General features: G+C 72.5%; 15 protein-coding genes. 11 read left to right on the top strand and 4 right to left on the bottom strand.

The window, feature by feature from the left end; translation table 11 throughout:
• Positions 1–26: 26 nt before the first annotated feature.
• The 4 genes from ABGB05_RS31420 to ABGB05_RS31405 form a co-directional block, all read right to left on the bottom strand.
• Positions 27–1,082 carry a hypothetical protein gene (locus tag ABGB05_RS31420; RefSeq protein WP_347657567.1) on the bottom strand — a complete coding sequence of 352 codons (1,056 nt, stop codon included), beginning with the start codon at positions 1,080–1,082 and terminating at the stop codon, positions 27–29.
• A gap of 105 nt (positions 1,083–1,187) precedes the next feature.
• The gene (locus ABGB05_RS31415; RefSeq protein WP_347657566.1) at positions 1,188–2,027 is read right to left on the bottom strand and encodes a class I SAM-dependent methyltransferase; all 840 of its coding nucleotides are present in this window, start codon (positions 2,025–2,027) and stop codon (positions 1,188–1,190) included.
• Positions 2,028–2,457: 430 nt separating this feature from the next.
• The gene (locus ABGB05_RS31410; protein ID WP_347657565.1) at positions 2,458–2,889 is read right to left on the bottom strand and encodes a hypothetical protein; all 432 of its coding nucleotides are present in this window, start codon (positions 2,887–2,889) and stop codon (positions 2,458–2,460) included.
• A 104-nt stretch (positions 2,890–2,993) separates the two neighbouring features.
• Positions 2,994–3,998 carry a YafY family protein gene (locus ABGB05_RS31405; protein ID WP_347657564.1) on the bottom strand — a complete coding sequence of 335 codons (1,005 nt, stop codon included), beginning with the start codon at positions 3,996–3,998 and terminating at the stop codon, positions 2,994–2,996.
• Between the two features lie 99 nt (positions 3,999–4,097).
• Between ABGB05_RS31405 and ABGB05_RS31400 the strand changes: the two genes are divergently transcribed.
• The 11 genes from ABGB05_RS31400 to ABGB05_RS31350 all read left to right on the top strand — a co-directional run bounded on the left by ABGB05_RS31400 (position 4,098) and on the right by ABGB05_RS31350 (position 17,746).
• Positions 4,098–5,156 carry an ATP-binding cassette domain-containing protein gene (locus ABGB05_RS31400; protein WP_347657563.1) on the top strand — a complete coding sequence of 353 codons (1,059 nt, stop codon included), beginning with the start codon at positions 4,098–4,100 and terminating at the stop codon, positions 5,154–5,156.
• Positions 5,153–5,986 carry an ABC transporter permease gene (locus ABGB05_RS31395; RefSeq protein WP_347657562.1) on the top strand — a complete coding sequence of 278 codons (834 nt, stop codon included), beginning with the start codon at positions 5,153–5,155 and terminating at the stop codon, positions 5,984–5,986. Before ABGB05_RS31400 ends, ABGB05_RS31395 begins: the two co-directional genes overlap by 4 nt.
• Before the next feature lie 197 nt (positions 5,987–6,183).
• The gene (locus ABGB05_RS31390) at positions 6,184–7,770 is read left to right on the top strand and encodes a phenylacetate--CoA ligase family protein (protein ID WP_347657561.1); all 1,587 of its coding nucleotides are present in this window, start codon (positions 6,184–6,186) and stop codon (positions 7,768–7,770) included.
• Positions 7,771–7,773: 3 nt separating this feature from the next.
• Entirely contained in the window at positions 7,774–8,214 is a 441-nt protein-coding gene (locus ABGB05_RS31385; protein WP_347657560.1) for a DUF4188 domain-containing protein, read from the top strand.
• Positions 8,211–9,284, top strand: coding sequence for a hypothetical protein (locus ABGB05_RS31380; RefSeq protein ID WP_347657559.1), 1,074 nt, complete (start codon positions 8,211–8,213; stop codon positions 9,282–9,284). Before ABGB05_RS31385 ends, ABGB05_RS31380 begins: the two co-directional genes overlap by 4 nt.
• Positions 9,285–10,265, top strand: coding sequence for a nitroreductase (locus ABGB05_RS31375; RefSeq protein WP_347657558.1), 981 nt, complete (start codon positions 9,285–9,287; stop codon positions 10,263–10,265).
• A 133-nt stretch (positions 10,266–10,398) separates the two neighbouring features.
• Positions 10,399–10,866: a hypothetical protein gene (locus ABGB05_RS31370; RefSeq protein WP_347657583.1), complete on the top strand. Its 468-nt coding sequence runs from the start codon at positions 10,399–10,401 to the stop codon at positions 10,864–10,866.
• The gene (locus ABGB05_RS31365) at positions 10,866–12,275 is read left to right on the top strand and encodes a hypothetical protein (protein WP_347657557.1); all 1,410 of its coding nucleotides are present in this window, start codon (positions 10,866–10,868) and stop codon (positions 12,273–12,275) included. Before ABGB05_RS31370 ends, ABGB05_RS31365 begins: the two co-directional genes overlap by 1 nt.
• Positions 12,272–13,726 (top strand): VWA domain-containing protein, encoded by a 1,455-nt coding sequence (locus tag ABGB05_RS31360; protein WP_347657556.1) that lies wholly within the window; start codon positions 12,272–12,274, stop codon positions 13,724–13,726. Before ABGB05_RS31365 ends, ABGB05_RS31360 begins: the two co-directional genes overlap by 4 nt.
• A gap of 13 nt (positions 13,727–13,739) precedes the next feature.
• Positions 13,740–14,855: an AAA family ATPase gene (locus ABGB05_RS31355; protein ID WP_347657555.1), complete on the top strand. Its 1,116-nt coding sequence runs from the start codon at positions 13,740–13,742 to the stop codon at positions 14,853–14,855.
• Positions 14,852–17,746: a DUF5682 family protein gene (locus ABGB05_RS31350; protein ID WP_347657554.1), complete on the top strand. Its 2,895-nt coding sequence runs from the start codon at positions 14,852–14,854 to the stop codon at positions 17,744–17,746. The genes ABGB05_RS31355 and ABGB05_RS31350 overlap by 4 nt, the downstream gene beginning before the upstream one ends.
• The last annotated feature ends 96 nt before the right edge of the window (positions 17,747–17,842 follow it).

The following is a 17,842-nucleotide window of genomic DNA, read 5'->3' as shown; positions in this document are numbered from 1 at the left end:
ACCGGGGGCCGTTTCCGTCAGTTCGGTCAGTCGACGACCGGCGGGGCGGTCCGGGCCGCCTCCTTCAACGCCGCCGCCTCGCTGGCGTACGGGTTGTAGGTGTACGACCGGGACAGGTTGCCCGGCACCGTGAAGTACTCGACCGAGAGCTTCGCCGGGTCGGTGGCGATCTCACCCCGGCCGGGCAGGTCGTCGCGGTCGTCCCAACCCCACGGCGCGTTCGCCGAGTTGGTCGAGCAGGAGTAGGTCCCGACGCCGCAGTCGCCGGAGGTGTCGCCGGCGAACGTGCCGAGGCCGGCGAAGAGGCTCGGGTTGTTCCGCTCGGCCCAGAGGCCGCCGGCGGCGAAGATGTCGATCAGCTCGTAGCGCACATCCCGGTCGTTGCCGTCGCTCGGTGTCTCGGCGACCGTCGAGGGGTAGTAGACGATGCCGTCGCCGTCGATGCTGTACTGCGGGTACGCCTTCAGCCCGTGCCCGCCGCGCTCCTGCGCGGTGACCGGGTGCAGGAGGTCGTCGTGCGGCGAGCGCTGCAGTTGCAGCGTGCCGTCGATGTTCTCCCGCCCGTTCGACCAGGTGCTGCCGGCCGGGGCGTACGAATAGAAGTCGCTGTGCGCCACGGTGACCGCGCCGCGCAGCGTGCCGTAGTCGGAGCCGTCCCGTTCGATCGCGAGCAGCACGCCCTCGCCGTCGTTCTCGTGTTCGGTCTCGAAGAACGGGTGGTCGATCCAGTCCCGGGGATGGAAGAACAGGTACGTGATGTACCAGTGGGTGCTGGTCTCCAGCACCGAGTAGTACACGGCCGCCGCGAACGAGGCGTCGCTGCGGGCCGCGTTGTCCCAGTTGTTGCGCCCGTTGAGGTCGCCGTCGAAGTCGACCCGGGTGAGGTAGTCGGACCTGCCGCCGAGGGCGTGCGCCCCGGTTGCGTCGACGTCCTGGTAGTGGATCGGCGCCCAGCGCAGCGCCAGTTGGGACCGGCTGACCGCCGCGCCCGCCGGTGCCGGTGCCGCGAGTCCCACCGCCACCAGCGCCGCCGTCAGGACCGCCGCCAGGGTTCGCCCGGCTTTCCTTCCTCCGTCGAGCATGTGTGCTCCCACGTCCGAAATGGATAGATCGGAGGGAATCTACGTGATCGACGGCGGATGGCGCGTGTCCGCCGGACGACGGGTGGGTTGCCGCCGGCCGACGGATCAGGTGGTGCCGAGCAGCGCGTAGAGCAGCGGGATCCGGGGTGCGTCCGCCGGCAGCCGCCACCAGCCCCGATCCGTGCGGACCATGTGCGGCCAGCGCGGCCACGGGATCTCGTCACTCTCCCGCAGCCGCCGCACGGTGATCCCGGCCCCGGTCAGCGCGGTGACCACCTCGCCGATTCCGTGCGCCCACTCGTAGCTGACGGTGGCCTCCCGCAGCGCCGGCCCGTCGGTGTAGGTGTGCGTCGCGTCGAGTTCGATCGCGCCCCGGCCGCCGAGGTAGTCGTTGCGCAGCAGCAGGCCACGGTCGTCGGGTCCGGCGGGGACCAGGCCGAGCGAGGTCAGCACCGGGTGGAACTCCACGACGTACACCCGGCCGCCGGGGCGGAGCAGTCCGGCGACCACCCGGGCCCAGCGCTCCAGGTCGGGCAGGTAGCAGAGGGCACCCTTGCCGGTGTAGACCACGTCGAACCGTCGGCCGGCCAGCGCTGCCGCCGCGTCGTAGACGTTCGCCTCGACGTACTCGATCTCCAGACCGGCGTCGGCGGCGATCCGTCGGGCCTCGGCCACGGCGGCGCCGGAGATGTCGAGACCGACGGTACGGGCGCCGCGCCGGGCGAACGCCACGGTCTCGGTCCCGAGGTGGCACTGCAGGTGGAGTACGTCGCGTCCGGTGAGTTCGCCGAGGTCGTCCCACTCGTGGTCGGCGAACCAGTCGTCGGGGTCGCGCCCGCCGACGTCGTAGAAGCGGCTGGCGGCGTGGATCGGGGTCCGCTCGTCCCAGTTCGCCGCGATCCGGGCCATCCGCTCCCGGGTGGTGCTGTCGAAATCGTGGCTCATCGTTCCATCCAGCCACACCGTCGCCGGTCGGTCCAGCACGCGGCGCGGTGCACCCGACCCGGCTGGCGGGGTGGGTGGTGTCCTGCCGATGGCGGGAACCGTCCCGTCGTGTCGGCACCGCATGACATCCCGACGGTCGCGAGCGGAGGGGCACGGGCATTCGCGGCACCACGGGGGAGGGCGCCGAGGGTTGGCTGCTGGCGGTGGGGGACTGGCTGAGCCTGTGGCTGCTGGCGGTGGTGGCGCTGCTGATCGGGGTCGGGAACGGTTTCACCTACCCGGCGTGTTCGGCCCTGTTGCCGTCGATCCTGGGGCCTGAGGAGTTGATGGCGGCCGTCCCTGACGGCGATCTCGTCGTCCGACCGTCGACCGATGAGCATGCCGTCGCTGACCGGTCGTGCCGTACCGGCCGGGGCGGTGGCCGGAGCGGTCACACCTGGTCGTGGAACGGGTCGTGGCCGATCAGGTTCAGGAACGCCTCGCGGATGTCGATCCGGATCGGCTCGTCCCGGTCAAGATGTGCCCGGATGTGTACGAACAACGGCATCAGCAGCCGGATCTCGTCGCCGGAGACGACCGTGACCAGCGGGACCGAGCCGCCCCGGTCGATTTCGATGCCGACGATGGTGGTGCCCGGGATGGCGGAGAACCGGAACGGTCCCAGCCGCTCCACCGTCACCGTCGGCGCTCCGTCCACAGTAGCTGCGGGTCCCTCGGCCCGGAGCGCCGCGATACGTTCGAGTTGGTACTGCGCCAACGCACGCAGGGTCGTCGACTTCTCGGGATTGTCGCGGATGGCGCGCAGGCGGCGTTCCACGTCGTCGAGGCCGGTCGGGTCGTGGGTGTCGGATGAGCCGGACATGACCGAAGGTTATCGATGCTGACCAGCGCCGGATCGCACAACCGGTGCGAGCCGGAAGCGGTGCCAGCCCCCGGATTCCGCCCGGATCCGGCCCCCACCGCCGGTCAACCCGTTGTCGTCCCCTCCTGGCCCGGCTCCGGGCCCGACCGGTCCTCGGTGGCGGCGCGGTGGAACCGGTCGGCCCACTCCCCGATCTGGGCGGTGAGTTCGGGCGGCGAGACGACCTCGAACTCCGCACCGAGCGCGCCGAGCGTCATGATCGGCCAGCCCAGGCTCTCCACGGACATCCGCAGCCGGCTCCGTCCCGGGGCGACCTCCTCGACGGTGCCCCACCGGTCGACCTCGGCCCGGACCCGGTCCGCCGGCGCGTGTACCAGCACCTCGACCTGGTACGGACCGGGAATCTTCCCGATGCTGGCCCGGACGAACGCGGCGGCGTCCTCAGCCGGCAGTTCCCGGGGCCGGAACCGGGCACCGGTGCCGCGTGGGTCGGCGAGCCGGTCCAGCCGGAAGCTGCGCCAGCCCTGCCGGTCGAGGTCGAAACCGACCAGGTACCACCGCCGGCCGAGGGCGACCAGCCGGTGCGGCTCGACCTGCCGGTCGGTCCGCTCACCTGCCCGGGCGGTGTAGCCGAACCGGAGTCGTTCGCTGTCCCGGCAGGCCTGGGCGACGGCGGTGAGGGTGGTCGCCTCGACGGTCGGCCCGCCGCCGCCCCAGACCGCCGGTACGGTCACCGTGCGCAGCGCGTCGACCCGGTGCCGCAGCCGCGTCGGCATCACCTGTACGACCTTGGCGAAGGCCCGGATCGACGCCTCCGCGATGCCGGCCACCGCACCCTGGGCGGCGGTCTGTAACCCGACCGCGAGGGCGACCGCCTCCTCGTCGTCGACCACGAGCGGCGGCAGCGCGGCCCCCGGGGCCAGTTGGTAGCCGCCGTCCACGCCCCGGTGCGCCCGCACCGGGTAGCCGAGTTCGCGGAGCCGGTCCACGTCACGCCGCAGGGTGCGTACCGAGACACCGAGCCGGTCCGCCAGTTCGCCGCCCGGCCAGTAGCGGTGGGTCTGCAGCAGGGAGAGCAGTTGAAGGGTGCGCGAGCTGGTGTTCGCCATGCCGCCATCCTGCCAGGAATTCCGGTCAGGAACTGACCGCAGTCATGCCTAGCGTGCTGCCATGACCTCACGGAGACACCTCCGGCGCGAGGTGGACGGATGATCCACACTCACGCCCTGACCAGGGATTTTGCGCTGGGACGCGGCCAGACCGTGCACGCCGTACGGGGGATCGCGCTGCACGTCGACCCCGGTGAGCTGGTCGCCGTACTCGGTCCGAACGGCGCCGGCAAGACGACCACCATGCGGATGCTGACCACCCTGATCGCCCCGACCTCGGGCACCGCCACCGTCGCCGGACACGACGTGGTACGCGAACCCGGCCAGGTCCGGCGCCGGATCGGGTACGTCGGCCAGGGCAACGGCGCCGGACACGCACAGCGGGTCCGGGACGAGCTGGCCACCCAGGGCCGCATCTACGGCCTGGACCGCCGGGACGCGCGGCGGCGGGCCGACGAGCTGCTCGACGCCCTCGACCTCACCGACCTGGCCACCCGCAAGGTCGCCGACCTCTCCGGCGGGCAGCGGCGACGGTTGGACGTGGCGATGGGCCTGGTGCACCGCCCTCCGCTGCTCTTCCTCGACGAACCCTCGACCGGGCTCGACCCGCAGAACCGGGCGAACCTGTGGGACCACGTGCTGCGGATGCGCTCGGCGGCCGACATGACGATCGTGCTGACCACGCACTACCTGGACGAGGCCGACTCGATGGCGGAGCGGGTGGTGATCGTCGACCACGGCGAGATCATCGCCGACGACTCGGCCGCGGCGCTGAAGGCGAAACTCGCGGGGGACCGGATCGTCCTGACCATCGCCGGTCCGGGGTCGGCCGTTCGACCGGACTCCGACTGCGGGACGGGACCTGCCGATCGGGCGGACGCCGCCGCCCGGCTCGCCGGGCTCGTCGAACGGTTGCCGGGTGCCCGGGACGTGGTGGTCGACGGGGACCGGGTCGAGGCGCACGTGGGCAACGGGCCCGCCGCGCTCCCCGAGCTGCTGCGCGCCGCGGTCGCCGCCGACGTACCGGTCGGCACCGCGCTGCTGCACCAGCCGACTCTCGACGACGTGTTCCTCGCCCTGACCGGCCGCAGCCTCCGCGAGGGGGAGCCCGGCGGCGGTGCCACGGACCCGCAGACCCGGAAGGCGGCTGCCGCATGACCACGATCCCCGTCACCGACCGGCCGGCGGTCGTGCTGTCGAGGCGGCCGGGACCGCGCGACCTGGTCCGGGACGTCGGCATCGTGCTGGCCCGGGAGCTGCGCCCGCTGCTGCACGACCCGTTCTCGGTGGTCTTCGGCATGGTGCAACCGATCGTCTTCCTCGCCCTCTTCGGGCCGCTGCTGGTCGGCTCGCTCGGCGGCCAGGCCGGCGCGGCGTTCGGGTCGGGTGGGGTCTGGCAGTGGTTCGTTCCGGCGATCCTGGTCATGACGGCGCTGTTCGGCACCTCGGCCACCGGGTCCAACCTGCTGTTCGAGTTCCAGACCGGCGCGCACGAACGGATGCTGGTCACGCCGCTGTCCCGGTCGTCGTTGCTGGTCGGGCGGGCGCTCAAGGAGATGGTGCCGCTGGCCGGGCAGGCGGTGATCATCGTACTGGTGATGCTGCCGTTCGGCTTCCGGCTGTATCCGGTGGGCGCGCTGGTCGGGCTGGCCCTGCTCGCGCTTTTCGGGGTCGGGCTCGGCGCCTTCAGCTACGCGCTGGCGATCGCGGTACGCAGGCAGGAGTGGATGTTCTGGGTGGTCCAGCAGACCCTGATCTTCCCGCTGATGCTGCTCTCCGGCATGCTGCTGCCGCTGGAGACCGGGCCCGGCTGGATGCGGGTGGCGGCCCGGTTCAATCCGCTCGCCTACCTGGTCGACGCGGAGCGGGCGCTCTTCGCCGGCCAGCTCGGTTCCGGCACCGTCCTGTGGGGATGGGTGGCGGCCCTGATCACCGCCGTGCTCGGCCTGACCGTCGGGGTACGGGCGATGGCCCGCAGCGCCGGCTGAGTCCACCCGGTCGTCCGGACCGACCGGATGCGATACAACCTATTGTCCTAGGATGCTATAGAGCGAGTGGGCCGACCCACCATGGGTCGGCCCACTCGGCGCGGATGGTCAAACCCGGTCCACTGAGCACGGATACTCAGCGGGATCCCGCGCCGCGACTCAGGCCCGACGGCCGGACGCTGGCGAGGATCACTGACATGACCGAGACGCTGCCGCGCCGGACCGCTCCGTCCACAGTCGAACGGTCGACAGCCGACGACCGCCGGGACCGGCGCCGGTTCCGGCCGATGGTTGCCGGGCGACTGTCGACCATGGTGTTCCGCCTGCTGCGTAGCCACCCGGTGCTCTGGCGGTGGAGCGCCGCCGGACACCGCCCGGTGCTCGACGGCTTCGCGAAGGCCAACGCCCGGCGGGTCTGCGCCCTGGCCGTGCGACACGTCCCGGCGTACCGCGACCTCCTCCGCGACCACCCGACCGGGGCGGGGAAACGCCGACGCCTGGCCGACTATCCGGAGACCGGCAAGGAGAGCTACGTGCTCGGCCGCGACGCCGCCAGCCGGTGCTGGGGCGGCCGGCTACCGGCCCGGGGTGTGGTGGTGGACGAGTCCGCCGGTTCGTCCGGCCGGCCGTTCAACTGGCCGCGCGGCGAACGCGAACTGCGGGCGGTGCACCGGGACATCGCCGGCTACACCAGCCTGGTCTTCCCGAGCCGTCGGCGGTTTGTCATCAACGCCTACTCGATGGGCGCCTGGGCGACCGGTACGACCACCGGCAACGCGATGTCCCGGATCGCGGTCGTGAAGAACACCGGCCCCGACCTGGGCAAGATCGTCGACACCCTGCGCGAGTTCGGCCCCGACTTCGACTACCTGGTGACGGCGTACCCGCCGTTCCTCAAGCACCTGCGGGACCGGCTGGACGCCGACGGCTTCCCCTGGGCGCGGTACCGCATCTTCGCCAGCTGCGGGGGAGAGGGGATGACCGAGGCGCTGCGGGCGTACCTGGAGGAGCGCTTCCACAAGGTCCGGTCGGCGTACGGCGCCTCGGACCTGACCATCGGCCTCGGGGCGGAGACCGCGTTCACCGTCTGGCTGCGTCGGCGGCTGCGTACCGACCCGGCGCTGCGGGCGGCACTGCTCGGCGCGGACGAGCAGCGGCTGCCGATGATCTTCCAGTACAACCCGCTGGTCACCTACCTCGAGACGAACGAGCGACGGGAACTGCTCTGCACCGTCGCCGACCTGGACGTACTCCAGCCCCGGCTGCGGTACAACGTCGGTGACGAGGCGGTGTTGTGGTCGTACCGGAAGGTGGTGGACCTGGTCCGGAGCGAACCGGCGCGGTGGGGCGAGGGGCGGCGGGCGCTGGCCGCCGAACGGATGACCCTGCCGCTGCTGTTCCTGTTCGGACGACGCGACTCGACCGTCTCCTACCTCGGCGCCAACCTCTACCCGCAGGACGTCGAGTACGGCCTCTACACCGGGAACCCGTACGCCGGGCAGATCAGCCGGTTCTGCCTGGACCTGGCCGAGGACGCGGCGCTGGAGATTCGGCCGGTGATCCACCTGGAGCTGCGTCGGGAGCTGCCGGAGGCGGTCCGGACGGCGCTGGTCGAGGCCTGCCGCGACGGGGTGGTCCGACACCTCGCCACGGTCTCCCGCGACTTCGCCCAGTCGCTGGCCGAGGATCCGGCCGCCGCCGACCTGCGGATCGCGCTGCACGCGGCGGGAACCGGCCCGTTCGCCGGAGAGCAGAAGATCAAGAACGTCTACCTGGTGGGGTGAGCGATGCGTACCCGCGACTTCTCCCGCGCGCCGGCGCCGGCCCGGGCCGGCGCGATGTTCGTCGGCGCGACCCGGTACCGGGGGCCGCTGGCGATCCTGCGGCTCTGGCCGGTCTGGATCCGGATGGTCCGGGACCTGAAACGGATGTCCGGATACCGCTGGCACACCGTGTACTGGGAGTTCCCGTTCACCCTCGGCACGATCGCCTTCTTCGCCGACCGCGACGCGATGCTGCGGTTCGCCCGGTCCCGCCACCACCGTCGGCTGATGGTGTGGGTGACCGACGGGACCCGGCACGCGACCGGTGGCTACATCAGGCTCTACACCGCCGACCCGGACGGCTACACCAACGGGGTGTGGCGGGCCGAGTCGACCGAGATGGCGCACATCCCGACCTTCACCCCGGTCGGCGGCGAAGCCACCGGCCCGGCGGTGCGGCGGTGAGCCGGACCGGGCTGGAACGCGTCGTCGACCGGCGCGGCCTGCGGGAGTTCCTCGGCCTCACCGACCGGGTGTACGCCGACGAGCCGCGCTTCGTACCGACCCCGCGACAGCAGATTTGGCGCTGGTGGCGGGCCGGCGTGCCGATGTACGTGCTCCGCGATCGCGCCACCGGGCAGGTGGTGGCGCGTACCACGCTGCACACCGACGCCGACTTCGACGTGAAACTCGGCCGGCGGTGCCAGTTGTTCGGGCTGACCGAGTTCACCGGGTCGGCGGCGGAGCCGCTCTTCGCGGCGATGACCGCGACCGCCCGGGCGGCCGGTGACCGGGAGTGCCTCTTCGGGCCGGTGGCGCTGCTGCCGAACCAGGCCGGCGGGGTGATCACCTCCGGGTACGCCGACCGGGGCTTCCTGGACAGCGCCTACAATCCGCCGAGGTACGTGGCCGCGTACGAGGCGTACGGCTTCGGCCGGCGGTTCGAGTCGGACACCTGGATCTGCCCGGTCGGTCCGTCGCCCCCGCCGGAACCGCTGCCCGACGGCCTGCGGGTGCACCGGGGCGACGTCCGCCGGCTGGACAGCCAACTCGACCTGCTCCGGGAGCTGCTCAACGCGTCGTTCGCGCAGCTCGGCTACTACACCCGGATCTCGGCCGCCCAATTGCGCCGGCAGACCGACGGGCTGGCGTACCTGCTCGACGAGTCGCTGCTGCTCTATCTGACCCGGGCGGGCCGGCCGGTGGCGTTCGTGTTGTGTCTGCCGGACATCAGCGAGTTCGTGGTCCGGGTCCGGGGTGATCTCGGCCGGGTGAACCAGCTCCGGCTGTTGGCGACCCGTCGACGGTACCGGCGGGAGGCGGTGCTGATCGTCAAGGGTGTGCTGCCGGAGTACCAGGGGTGCGGCTACCAGCGGCTGCTCTCCGCGCAGCTGCACCGCAACCTTGCCGCCGGCGGCTACACGACGCTGCGCAGCACGTACGTCGGCCGGGACAATCCGGCGTCGGCGGCGCAGTTCCGGGCGATGGGCGGCCGTCCGCTGCACGGGTACACCTTCTACGAGCGGATGGTGTAGGTGGAGGCGTTCCGCGATCTGGAGGCGCTCTGCTGGCGGGCGCCGAGCGCACACAACACCCAGCCCTGGCGGCTGCGGTACCAGGACGGGGCGGTCCGGGTCGGCTGGGATCCGGCCGATGCCCTGCCGGCGGGCGACCCGACGGGTCGGGATCTGTGGCTGTCGCTGGGGGCGTTTGTCGAGACCTGTCTGGTCGTCGCCGCCGACGCCGGGCTGGGGGCGGTGTTCGTACCGGACCACGACCTCGGCGAGCGGCGGGTGGGGTGGCTGCGGCCGGCTCGGGACCGCTACGACACTCCGTTCCGGGCCGGGCACGTGCGGGACCGCCGTACGCATCGGGGCCGCTACCGGTCCGGCCTGTCGGCGGAGGTGGTCGCGGCGGTCGACGCGGTCGCCCGGCGGGCCGGCGGCGAGGTCCGGGTGGTGCCGGGCGTGGACCGGCTGGCGCGGCTGTACCGGGTCGCGGACCGGCACCTGTACGCCGATCCGGCGGTGGTCGCCGAACTGCGGTCGTGGCTGCGGCTCACCCCGACCCATCCGGGTTACCACGCCGACGGGCTCACCGACCGCTGTCTGGGGCTGTCCCGGGTGGAGGCGTCCGGGCTGCGGGCGGCGTTGGCGGGTTATTTGGTGCTGCGACCGGTCGGGCTGCCCCGGCTGTTGGCGACGGCCGGCAGTCCGGCCGGTCTCGGCGGTGACCTGCTGGTCCTGGTCGGGCCGGCGGAGGCGGAGCCGGCGGCCGTCGTGACGTTCGGTCGGGTGCTGCTGCGGGTCTGGCTCACCCTGCAGGTGGCCGGGGCGGCGTTGCATCCGTCGAGTCAGCTGGTCGACGCCCCGGCGGCCCGGGCCGGGCTCGCCGGACTGCTGGGGGTCGCGCCGGACCGGCTGCTGCACGTCGCCCGGGTCGGCCACCCGGACGGTCCGGCGGCCCGGTCGGCCCGCCGTGTCCCGGCTGTCCACTCCGGACCAACCGACTCCTGACGCCGGTTCCCGCACGGTCTGCGCCGCGCCGGGCGGGGTCCGGAAAATGTCGTCCGCGCGGTCTATGTTCTCCGGGCATCGGACGGGAGGACGGATCGTGGACGCGGTCGGAGACGGGTGGGAACGGCGGAGCGTGGTGCGGGTGCTGCCGCCGGTTCGCCCCCGGAAGCTGGCGAAGGTGCCGTTTGTCGAGTTGGCGGAGGGGCGGCTGCAGGGGGTGGTGTCGAGCGGGTCGGACATCGAGCGGGTGTACGTCTCGTCGTTCTCCGCCGGCTCCCACACCTACCACTGCAGCACCAACAACAACCGGCCCTGCGGTGGGCTGCGCGGTACGCCCTGCAAGCACCTGCACGCGTTGGCCGACGAGGCCGTGCTGCAGTACGGCGTCGACCGGGTCGCCCGCTACCTGCGGGTCGACGTCGGCGGCGGGGTGTCGTCGGGGTCGGAGCTGGTGGCCCGGCTGCGCGGCGGCCAGGAGTCGGTGCCGGCGGCGGTGGTGTTCAGCCGTTTTCTGCGGCATCTGACCTATCTGGAGGTGCCGGAGAGTACCGAGCCGGTCGTCGAGCTGCACTGGTTCCCGGCGACGGGAGCGGCCCGCTGATGCGCCCGACACAGCTCGCCGGGCTGCTCGACGGGGTCGAGCCCGGTGTTCCGGAGACCCTCGACCTGGTCACCGGTTTCGACAACACACTCGTTCCCGGGCTGGCCCGGCTGACCGGGGAGCAGCGGGCCGGGTTGTCCGCGCTGACGGCCGCGGTGGCCGTGACCCCGCTCGCGGACCGGGTACGGGAGGCGGTGGAGAAGGTCAACGCCGGTTCGATCGCCGACGAGCACCTGACCGCGTTCGCGGGCGCCCGGACGGCCCTGCTCGGCGCGGTGCACGATGCGCTGTCGGCCCGGTTGGACGGCGCGCTCGGCCGGTCGCGGGCCGACTGGGTGCCGGGCGTCGGCGGCACCGGGGATCCGGTGCCGGACACGGTGCTCGCCGGTTCCCGGGCCTGGCTGCGGGAGCTGGCGATCGCCGGGTGGCAGGGGGTCGACCACGAGGTGGTGGCGTCGGCGGCCCGGACCGTCGAAACCCTGCTGGGCGTGCCGGAGCTGCGGCGGCTGGCGGTGCTGCTCGACGGGTTGGCGGCCGAGCTCGGGGCGACGTGTCCGGTGGGCGCGGCGGGTCGGGTGCCGGTCCGGCGCTGGGCTGACCTGTGGTCGCGGGCCCTGCTGCTCAGTCATGCCGCCGGCAGCCCGGACGGCGCGGCCGCGGTGACGGTCTCGGGTCGGCTCCTGGTGCTCGGCGTGGACGTGCACGAGCACGGTACGGCGGTGCAGGTGCAGGTCCACGGGGTGCTGGAGGCGGCCGGGGCGCAGCCACGACTGGTCCGGACGAGTGTGTCGGCGGCGAAGGTGGAGACGATCGTCGGGCCGGCGGTGTGGCGGCTGTTGCGGAGCTGCCCGGTGTTGCTCGGCGCGTTGGCCGAGCGTCGTGCCCTGGAGGTGACGGACCTGCCGCTGCTGCCCGGCGGTGATCTGCTGTGGCGGGACGGGCAGGCCCGGCCGGGCGAGGTCGTCGACCCGTTCGCCACCGCCCGGTTGCGGCTCGCCGAGGCGGCGGCCCCGCCGGTGCCGCCGCTGGACCGGCATCCGGTCCGGATCGCCGAACCGGTGCTGCTGGAGGGCTACCGGGCCGGCCGGCGCGACGACGGCGAGCTGGTCCTCGAGTTGGACGGCTCCGCGCTGCCGGTGGACGTGGCCCGGCTGCCGAGCTGCGGTCCGCTCACCCCGGAGTTGGTGCTCGGGTCGTCGGCCTGCCTCGGACTCGTCCGCTGGGAGGACGGCCGCTGGTCGCTGCAACCGTTCGCGGTGCAGACCGGTGGTAAGCGGGGGGCCGCGGCGGTGCACACCGGGGACTGGGCGCTCGGTCCCACCGACCCGAAGGTGGCGAAGGCCGAGGCGCGGGCCGGTGACGCGGTCGCCGTGCTGCGGGAGCGGGCCGGACGGTTGCTGCGCCGATGAACGAGCGGAAGGATCAGACCAGCGGCCCGGCCCCCGACCAGTTTTCTGGCGACGGTGCGTGGGGGCACGACAGTGACGCCAACCGGCGGCAGGTGCTCTACTGGCGGCTGCTGGCTCGCCTCTTCGAGCCGCAGGAGCAGCCGTCGCTGGAGTCGGCGAGCGTGGCGATCGTCGACGACCTGGGTCTGCCGGCGGCGTTGTTGGATCCGACGGTGTCGGTGGACACGGTCGTGCAGCGGTTCCCCGAACTCGCCGCCGAGTTCCGGGGCCTGATGGCGACACAGCCCGCTGACGGGAGTGCCGTGCCGGCTGACGGCAGTGCCGCGCCGCCGGCTGGTGACGGCAGTGCCGCGCCGCCGGTCGCTTCGGAGACGGGGGAGCGGGACGGTGCCGTCGAGGTCCGGCGGGCCGCCCTGGTGTCGAAACTGCTGCTGAACGTCTTCGCGACCGGCTCGGGCAACGTCACCGCCGGCCAGTTGGCCCGCTGGCAGGCTGACGCGGGCTGGTTCGAGCGGGCGCTCGGGTGTGAGCCGGGACAGCTGCGGGGCCGGCCCACCGCCAGTGAGCTGGGTGGGGTGCTGGCCGGGCTGGAGGGTGACCTCGTCTCGCGGATGCGGCTGCGGGAGGTGCTCGCCGACCCGGCGCTGGCCCGGCAGCTGACGCCGAGCATGTCGCTGATCGAGCAGTTGCTGCGGGACAAGGCGAACCTGTCGGGGGTGGCGCTGGCCAACGCCAAGGCGCTGATCCGGCGGTTCGTCGACGAGGTCGCGGAGGTGCTGCGTACCCAGGTGGAGAAGACGAGTGTCGGTGTGCTCGACCGCTCGGTGCCGCCGAAGCGGGTGTTCCGCAACCTCGACCTCGACCGGACCATCTGGAAGAACCTGACCAACTGGAGCCCGGAGGACCAGCGACTCTACGTGGACCGGCTCTACTACCGGCACACCGCCCGGCGGACCACCCCGGCCCGGCTGATCGTGGTGGTGGACCAGTCGGGGTCGATGGTCGACGCGATGGTGAACTGCACCATCCTCGCCTCGATCTTCGCCGGTCTGCCGAAGGTGGACGTGCACCTGGTCGCGTACGACACCCGGGCGCTGGACCTGACCCCGTGGGTGCACGACCCGTTCGAGGTGCTGCTGCGTACCCAATTGGGTGGCGGTACGGACGGGACGGCGGCCCTGAACCTGGTCCGGCCGAAGATCGCCGAACCGAAGAACACCGTGCTGGTCTGGATCTCCGACTACTACGAGTCGAATCCGCAGGGGGTCTTCGACGGTCTGGAGGCCGCGCACCGGTCCGGGGTCCGGGTCATCCCGGTCGGCTCGGTGAGCAGCGGCGGCCAGCAGAGCGTCAACCCGTGGTTCCGCCAGCGGTTCAAGGATCTCGGCACTCCGGTGCTCTCCGGACACATCCGCAAGCTCGTCTTCGAACTCAAGAGTTTCCTCAGCTAGGAGAAAGATCCCGATGACCAACGACATGCTGCGTGCTCCCGCCGAGGTGAAGTACGCCGAGGAACTCGACTGGCTGGAGTCGGTCGACGACGGTCCGAAGCCGTTCTCCTGGCGGCTCAGCCCGCGGATGGTGCGGTTGTTCGTCCTCGGTTCGGAGCGGGCCGACGGGCTCGACCGGCCGATCGCCCAGAAGTGGTTCGGGGACCGGAGCTTCGTCGAGCGCAGCATCGTGACCCTCGCCTCGGACCGGGGTCTGCTGCTGATCGGCGACCCGGGCACCGGCAAGAGCTGGCTCGCCGAGCTGCTCGCCGCGGCGATCTGCCGCAACTCGACGCTGGTGGTCCAGGGGACCGCCGGCACCACCGAGGACCACATCAAGTACTCCTGGAACGTCTCGATGGTGATCGCCCGGGGCCAGTCCCGGGAGTCGATGATCCCGTCGCCGATCATGACCGCGATGGAACGTGGGGTGGTCGGCCGGTTCGAGGAGCTGACCCGGGCGACCAGCGACGTCCAGGACGCGCTGATCTCGATCCTGTCCGAGAAGTACGTCTCCATTCCGGAGCTCGACGACGACAACATCGTCTTCGCCCAGCCCGGCTTCTCGATCATCGCGACCGCCAACAGCCGGGACCGGGGGGTGAACGACCTCTCCTCGGCGTTGAAGCGGCGGTTCAACTTCGTCCGGATCCCGGTGGTGACGAACAAGCGCAGCGAGGCGGAGATCGTCCGGTTCCGGACCACCGAGCTGCTGCGTCGGCACCGGATCGAGCTGGACGTGCCGCCGACGCTGCTGGACATCCTGCTGCAGAGCTTTGCCGACCTGCGGGCGGCGGCGGCCTCGGCGGGCAGCGACGACGAGAAGCTGGAGTCGGCGCTCTCCACCGCCGAACAGATCGGTGTGCTGGAGGACGCGATCCTGCACAGTCAGTTCTTCGGCGACCGGACCCTGCGGGCCGCGACACTGGCCGGTTCGCTCGTCGGTTCGCTGGCCCGGCGCAGCCCGGAGGATCTGGCGATCCTCAACAAGTACTGGCACGGTGTGGTCGAGCCGCGTAGCAAGGCCGAGGGTGGTCCGTGGCCGGAGTTCCTCGAGGGCGGTCGGCAGGCGATCGAGACCCTGTCGTGAGCGACGCGGTGACGACCGAGGCGGCCACGACCGGGACCCCGTTCACGCCGCTGCGGGAGCAGTTGCGGGACGCCGCCGCGACCTTCGCGGACGGGCCGGGGGCGTACGCCGAGATCCTGACCGGGATGGTGGACGACGTCGACCGGGCGTTCGCCGAGGAGCTGGAGATCTTCCCGGTGTGCCACCACTCGCCGGCGTCGGCGCTGGCGATGGCCCGCCGGCTGCGGGAGAAACAGCCCGAGGTGATCTACCTCGAGATGTGCGAGGACCTGCGGCCGATGCTGGAGGAACTGCGCAACTGCCGGCTCCCGGTGGCGCTGCAGGCGTTCGCGTCCGAGTTGGACGGGTTCCCGTCCGCGTGGGGGCCGCTCAGTGTCGTGGCACCGATCACCGAGGCGTCCGCCGAGTACCAGGCGATCGCGTACGCCCTGGAGACCCCGGGGGTCGAGTTGGTGCTGGTGGACCGGTCGGCGGACCACGTCTTCCAGTGGCTGCCCGCCGAACCGGGCACGCCTGCCGACAACGGGGGCGCGCCGGACGGCGACGGTGGCGGGTCCGGGGCGTCCGAGGCCGCCCCGGCGGACGAGAGCGCGGCACTGCACGGCGAGGCGGTCGGGCTCGGCATCGGTGACCTGCGGCCCCGGTTCGCCGAACTGCGGTCGTACCTGCTGCACCACGGCAAGGTGCGGCACTGGTCCGAGTGGTGGGACCAGTACGTCGAGCAGCCGCTGACCGGCGCCGACTACGACACGTACCGGCAGGTCATGGTGATGATCGGCAGCCTGTTCCGGCGGTTGCGGCCGGACGGTGCCGACACCGACCGGGACGCCGACCGGGAGCGGTACATGTGGACCCGGATGCGGGAGCATCTCGCCGCCTCCGGGATCGACCGGTCGCGCTGCCTCTACGTCTGCGGGGCGTTCCACGCCGCCAGCCCGGTCGCCGAGTTCGGGTCGGTGCCCGGCACCCCGGACTGGCCGATCAGCCCGCGGACGCGGACCCGGTGGCGGTACGGGCTGATCCCGTCCAGCCACTCGGCGATCGAGGCGCAGTTCGGGCTGGCGGCCGGCTCGGTGTCGATCGCCCAGGCGACCTGGGCCAAGGCGGTGACCCGGGGTGGCGTGACCCCGTACCGGTTGGCGGGGCAGCAGACGGGCCGGAAGCGGGCGAAACCGAAACCGCCGCGGACCGCGTCCGGCCCGTCGGCGGAGGTGGCGCCGACGGGGGACCGGTTGACCGGGTTCCTGTCCCGGCCACCGGTGCTGGACGACCTCGACGAGGCGGAACTGCTCGGCTGGTGTGTGGAGATCGTCCGGCTGGCCCGCCGTAACGGCTACCTGGCGAGCACCGCGGACGCGATCGCCGTCTTCGAGACGTCGATCCTGCTGGCCGGGATGCGCGGCCGGGCCCGACCCACCCCGTACGACTTCGCCGACGCCGCGGTCACCTGCATCGAGAAGGACGTGGTGCCGGGGCGGCGGGACGTCCGGCGGCTCTGCGAGATCCTGCTCGGCGGTGACCGGATCGGCCAGGTCGGCTACGACGCCCTGCCGCCGCTGGCCCGGGACGTCTTCGACCGGCTCGCGCCGCTCGGCGTCGCCCCGGACCGGCGTACCGTGCAGCGCACGCTGCTCGACCTGACCAGGCAGCCGGAGCTGGTGCCCTGCTCGGACCTGTTGTGGGTGCTGCGTCGGCTGCTGCCGGCGGGTGTCGTCCGACCGATCATGGGGGAGCGGCGGCTCGGCGAGCGGTCGATCCAGGAGAGCTGGGATCTGGCGCTCGGCCGGGACCAGCGGGCCATCATCGAGCTGGGGTACGAGGGTGTCACCGTCGAGCAGGTGCTGGAGCAGCGGCTGCGGCGGGCGGCCTGGGCGCCGGACGCGACGGCGGCGGCTGCCCTCGCGGCGGTCGAGGACGCGATCCTGTTCCTGAACGCCCGCCGGCTGGTCGACGAGCTCGGCAACCGGGCGGTGGAACTGCTCGCCGCCGAACGGACCGTCGACGACGCTCCCGAGGTGCTGCGCCGGATCCGGCGCCTGCTCGCCTACTACCGGGCCGCCGGGCCGGAGCTGCCGGCCTGGTGCGAGACGTTCGTGACCGCCGGCTACGCCCACTACTGCACGCTGCTGCCGACCGCGTTCGTGGCGGAGGAGAGCGGGGTGCGGCAGGTCGCCGCGATGCTCGGCTTCCTCTTCTCGATGGAGAGCCTGGCGCTGGCGCTCGGCTGCGACCGTGCCCAGCTGGAGTTGGCGGTCCGGCAGTCCCATCCCGAGACGCCGGCGAAGGTGGCGCTGCTCTGGGCCGCCCGGTTCCAGCTCGGCCTGCTGTCCCGGGACGAGCTGCGGTCCCGGTCTGCCGACCTGTTGGCGAATCCGCTGGTGGTGCCGGCGTTCCCGCAGTACCTGAGCGGGTTCGTGCAGGCGTTGGAGCCGGTGCCGGCCCTGACCGGGTTTGTGGTCGAGGTGCTGTCCGAGGCCTTCGCCCGGCTGCCCGACCCGGTCCTGCTGCCCTGGCTACCGACCCTGATCACGACGCTGCGCAAGGAGTCGCCGGAGTTTGTCCCGATGCTGGTCCGCGAGGCGGGCCGGACGTTTCCGGCGACGCTGGCCGCGGTGGACAGCTGGGTGCCACCGTGGGCGGCCGGGCCGGTGCCCGACCCGGCGTCGGACGGGTCGGGGGTCGGCGCGGCGGCCGTCGACAGCGGGATCGTGGCCCTGCTGTCCGGCCAGCCGGTGACCACCGACGCGGTCGCGGAGCTGCTCGGCTGCGGAGACGTCGGCTGGCGGCCGGTGACGTCGCAGGTGGTGGACGGCCGGAGCGGGGCGGTGGGCACGCTCGTGCGGCGGTACGACAGCACCGGTGTCGCGGTGGCGGCGCTGCTCGACCGGTAGCCGGGCCGCCGTCCGACGACGTCGAAGTAGGGTGCCTGATCTCACGGATATGGGGGGTTACATCCTGATATTTTGAGGCCGGCCGCGCCGCCAGCC

Source organism: Plantactinospora sp. B5E13, assembly GCF_039871775.1.
Lineage (GTDB): Bacteria > Actinomycetota > Actinomycetes > Mycobacteriales > Micromonosporaceae > Plantactinospora.
Note: the sequence above shows the minus strand (reverse complement) of the source record. Positions and strands in the feature narration are given on the sequence as shown.

What these genes read in the sequence shown, in the direction of transcription:
- ABGB05_RS31365 (WP_347657557.1), top strand. Translation starts at nt 10,866, where the DNA reads ATGCGCCCGACACAGCTCGCCGGGCTGCTCGACGGGGTCGAGCCCGGT.
- ABGB05_RS31385 (WP_347657560.1), top strand. Translation starts at nt 7,774, where the DNA reads ATGCGTACCCGCGACTTCTCCCGCGCGCCGGCGCCGGCCCGGGCCGGC.
- ABGB05_RS31410 (WP_347657565.1), bottom strand. Translation starts at nt 2,889, where the DNA reads ATGTCCGGCTCATCCGACACCCACGACCCGACCGGCCTCGACGACGTG.
- ABGB05_RS31400 (WP_347657563.1), top strand. Translation starts at nt 4,098, where the DNA reads ATGATCCACACTCACGCCCTGACCAGGGATTTTGCGCTGGGACGCGGC.
- ABGB05_RS31405 (WP_347657564.1), bottom strand. Translation starts at nt 3,998, where the DNA reads ATGGCGAACACCAGCTCGCGCACCCTTCAACTGCTCTCCCTGCTGCAG.
- ABGB05_RS31390 (WP_347657561.1), top strand. Translation starts at nt 6,184, where the DNA reads ATGACCGAGACGCTGCCGCGCCGGACCGCTCCGTCCACAGTCGAACGG.
- ABGB05_RS31420 (WP_347657567.1), bottom strand. Translation starts at nt 1,082, where the DNA reads ATGCTCGACGGAGGAAGGAAAGCCGGGCGAACCCTGGCGGCGGTCCTG.
- ABGB05_RS31360 (WP_347657556.1), top strand. Translation starts at nt 12,272, where the DNA reads ATGAACGAGCGGAAGGATCAGACCAGCGGCCCGGCCCCCGACCAGTTT.
- ABGB05_RS31355 (WP_347657555.1), top strand. Translation starts at nt 13,740, where the DNA reads ATGACCAACGACATGCTGCGTGCTCCCGCCGAGGTGAAGTACGCCGAG.
- ABGB05_RS31395 (WP_347657562.1), top strand. Translation starts at nt 5,153, where the DNA reads ATGACCACGATCCCCGTCACCGACCGGCCGGCGGTCGTGCTGTCGAGG.
- ABGB05_RS31415 (WP_347657566.1), bottom strand. Translation starts at nt 2,027, where the DNA reads ATGAGCCACGATTTCGACAGCACCACCCGGGAGCGGATGGCCCGGATC.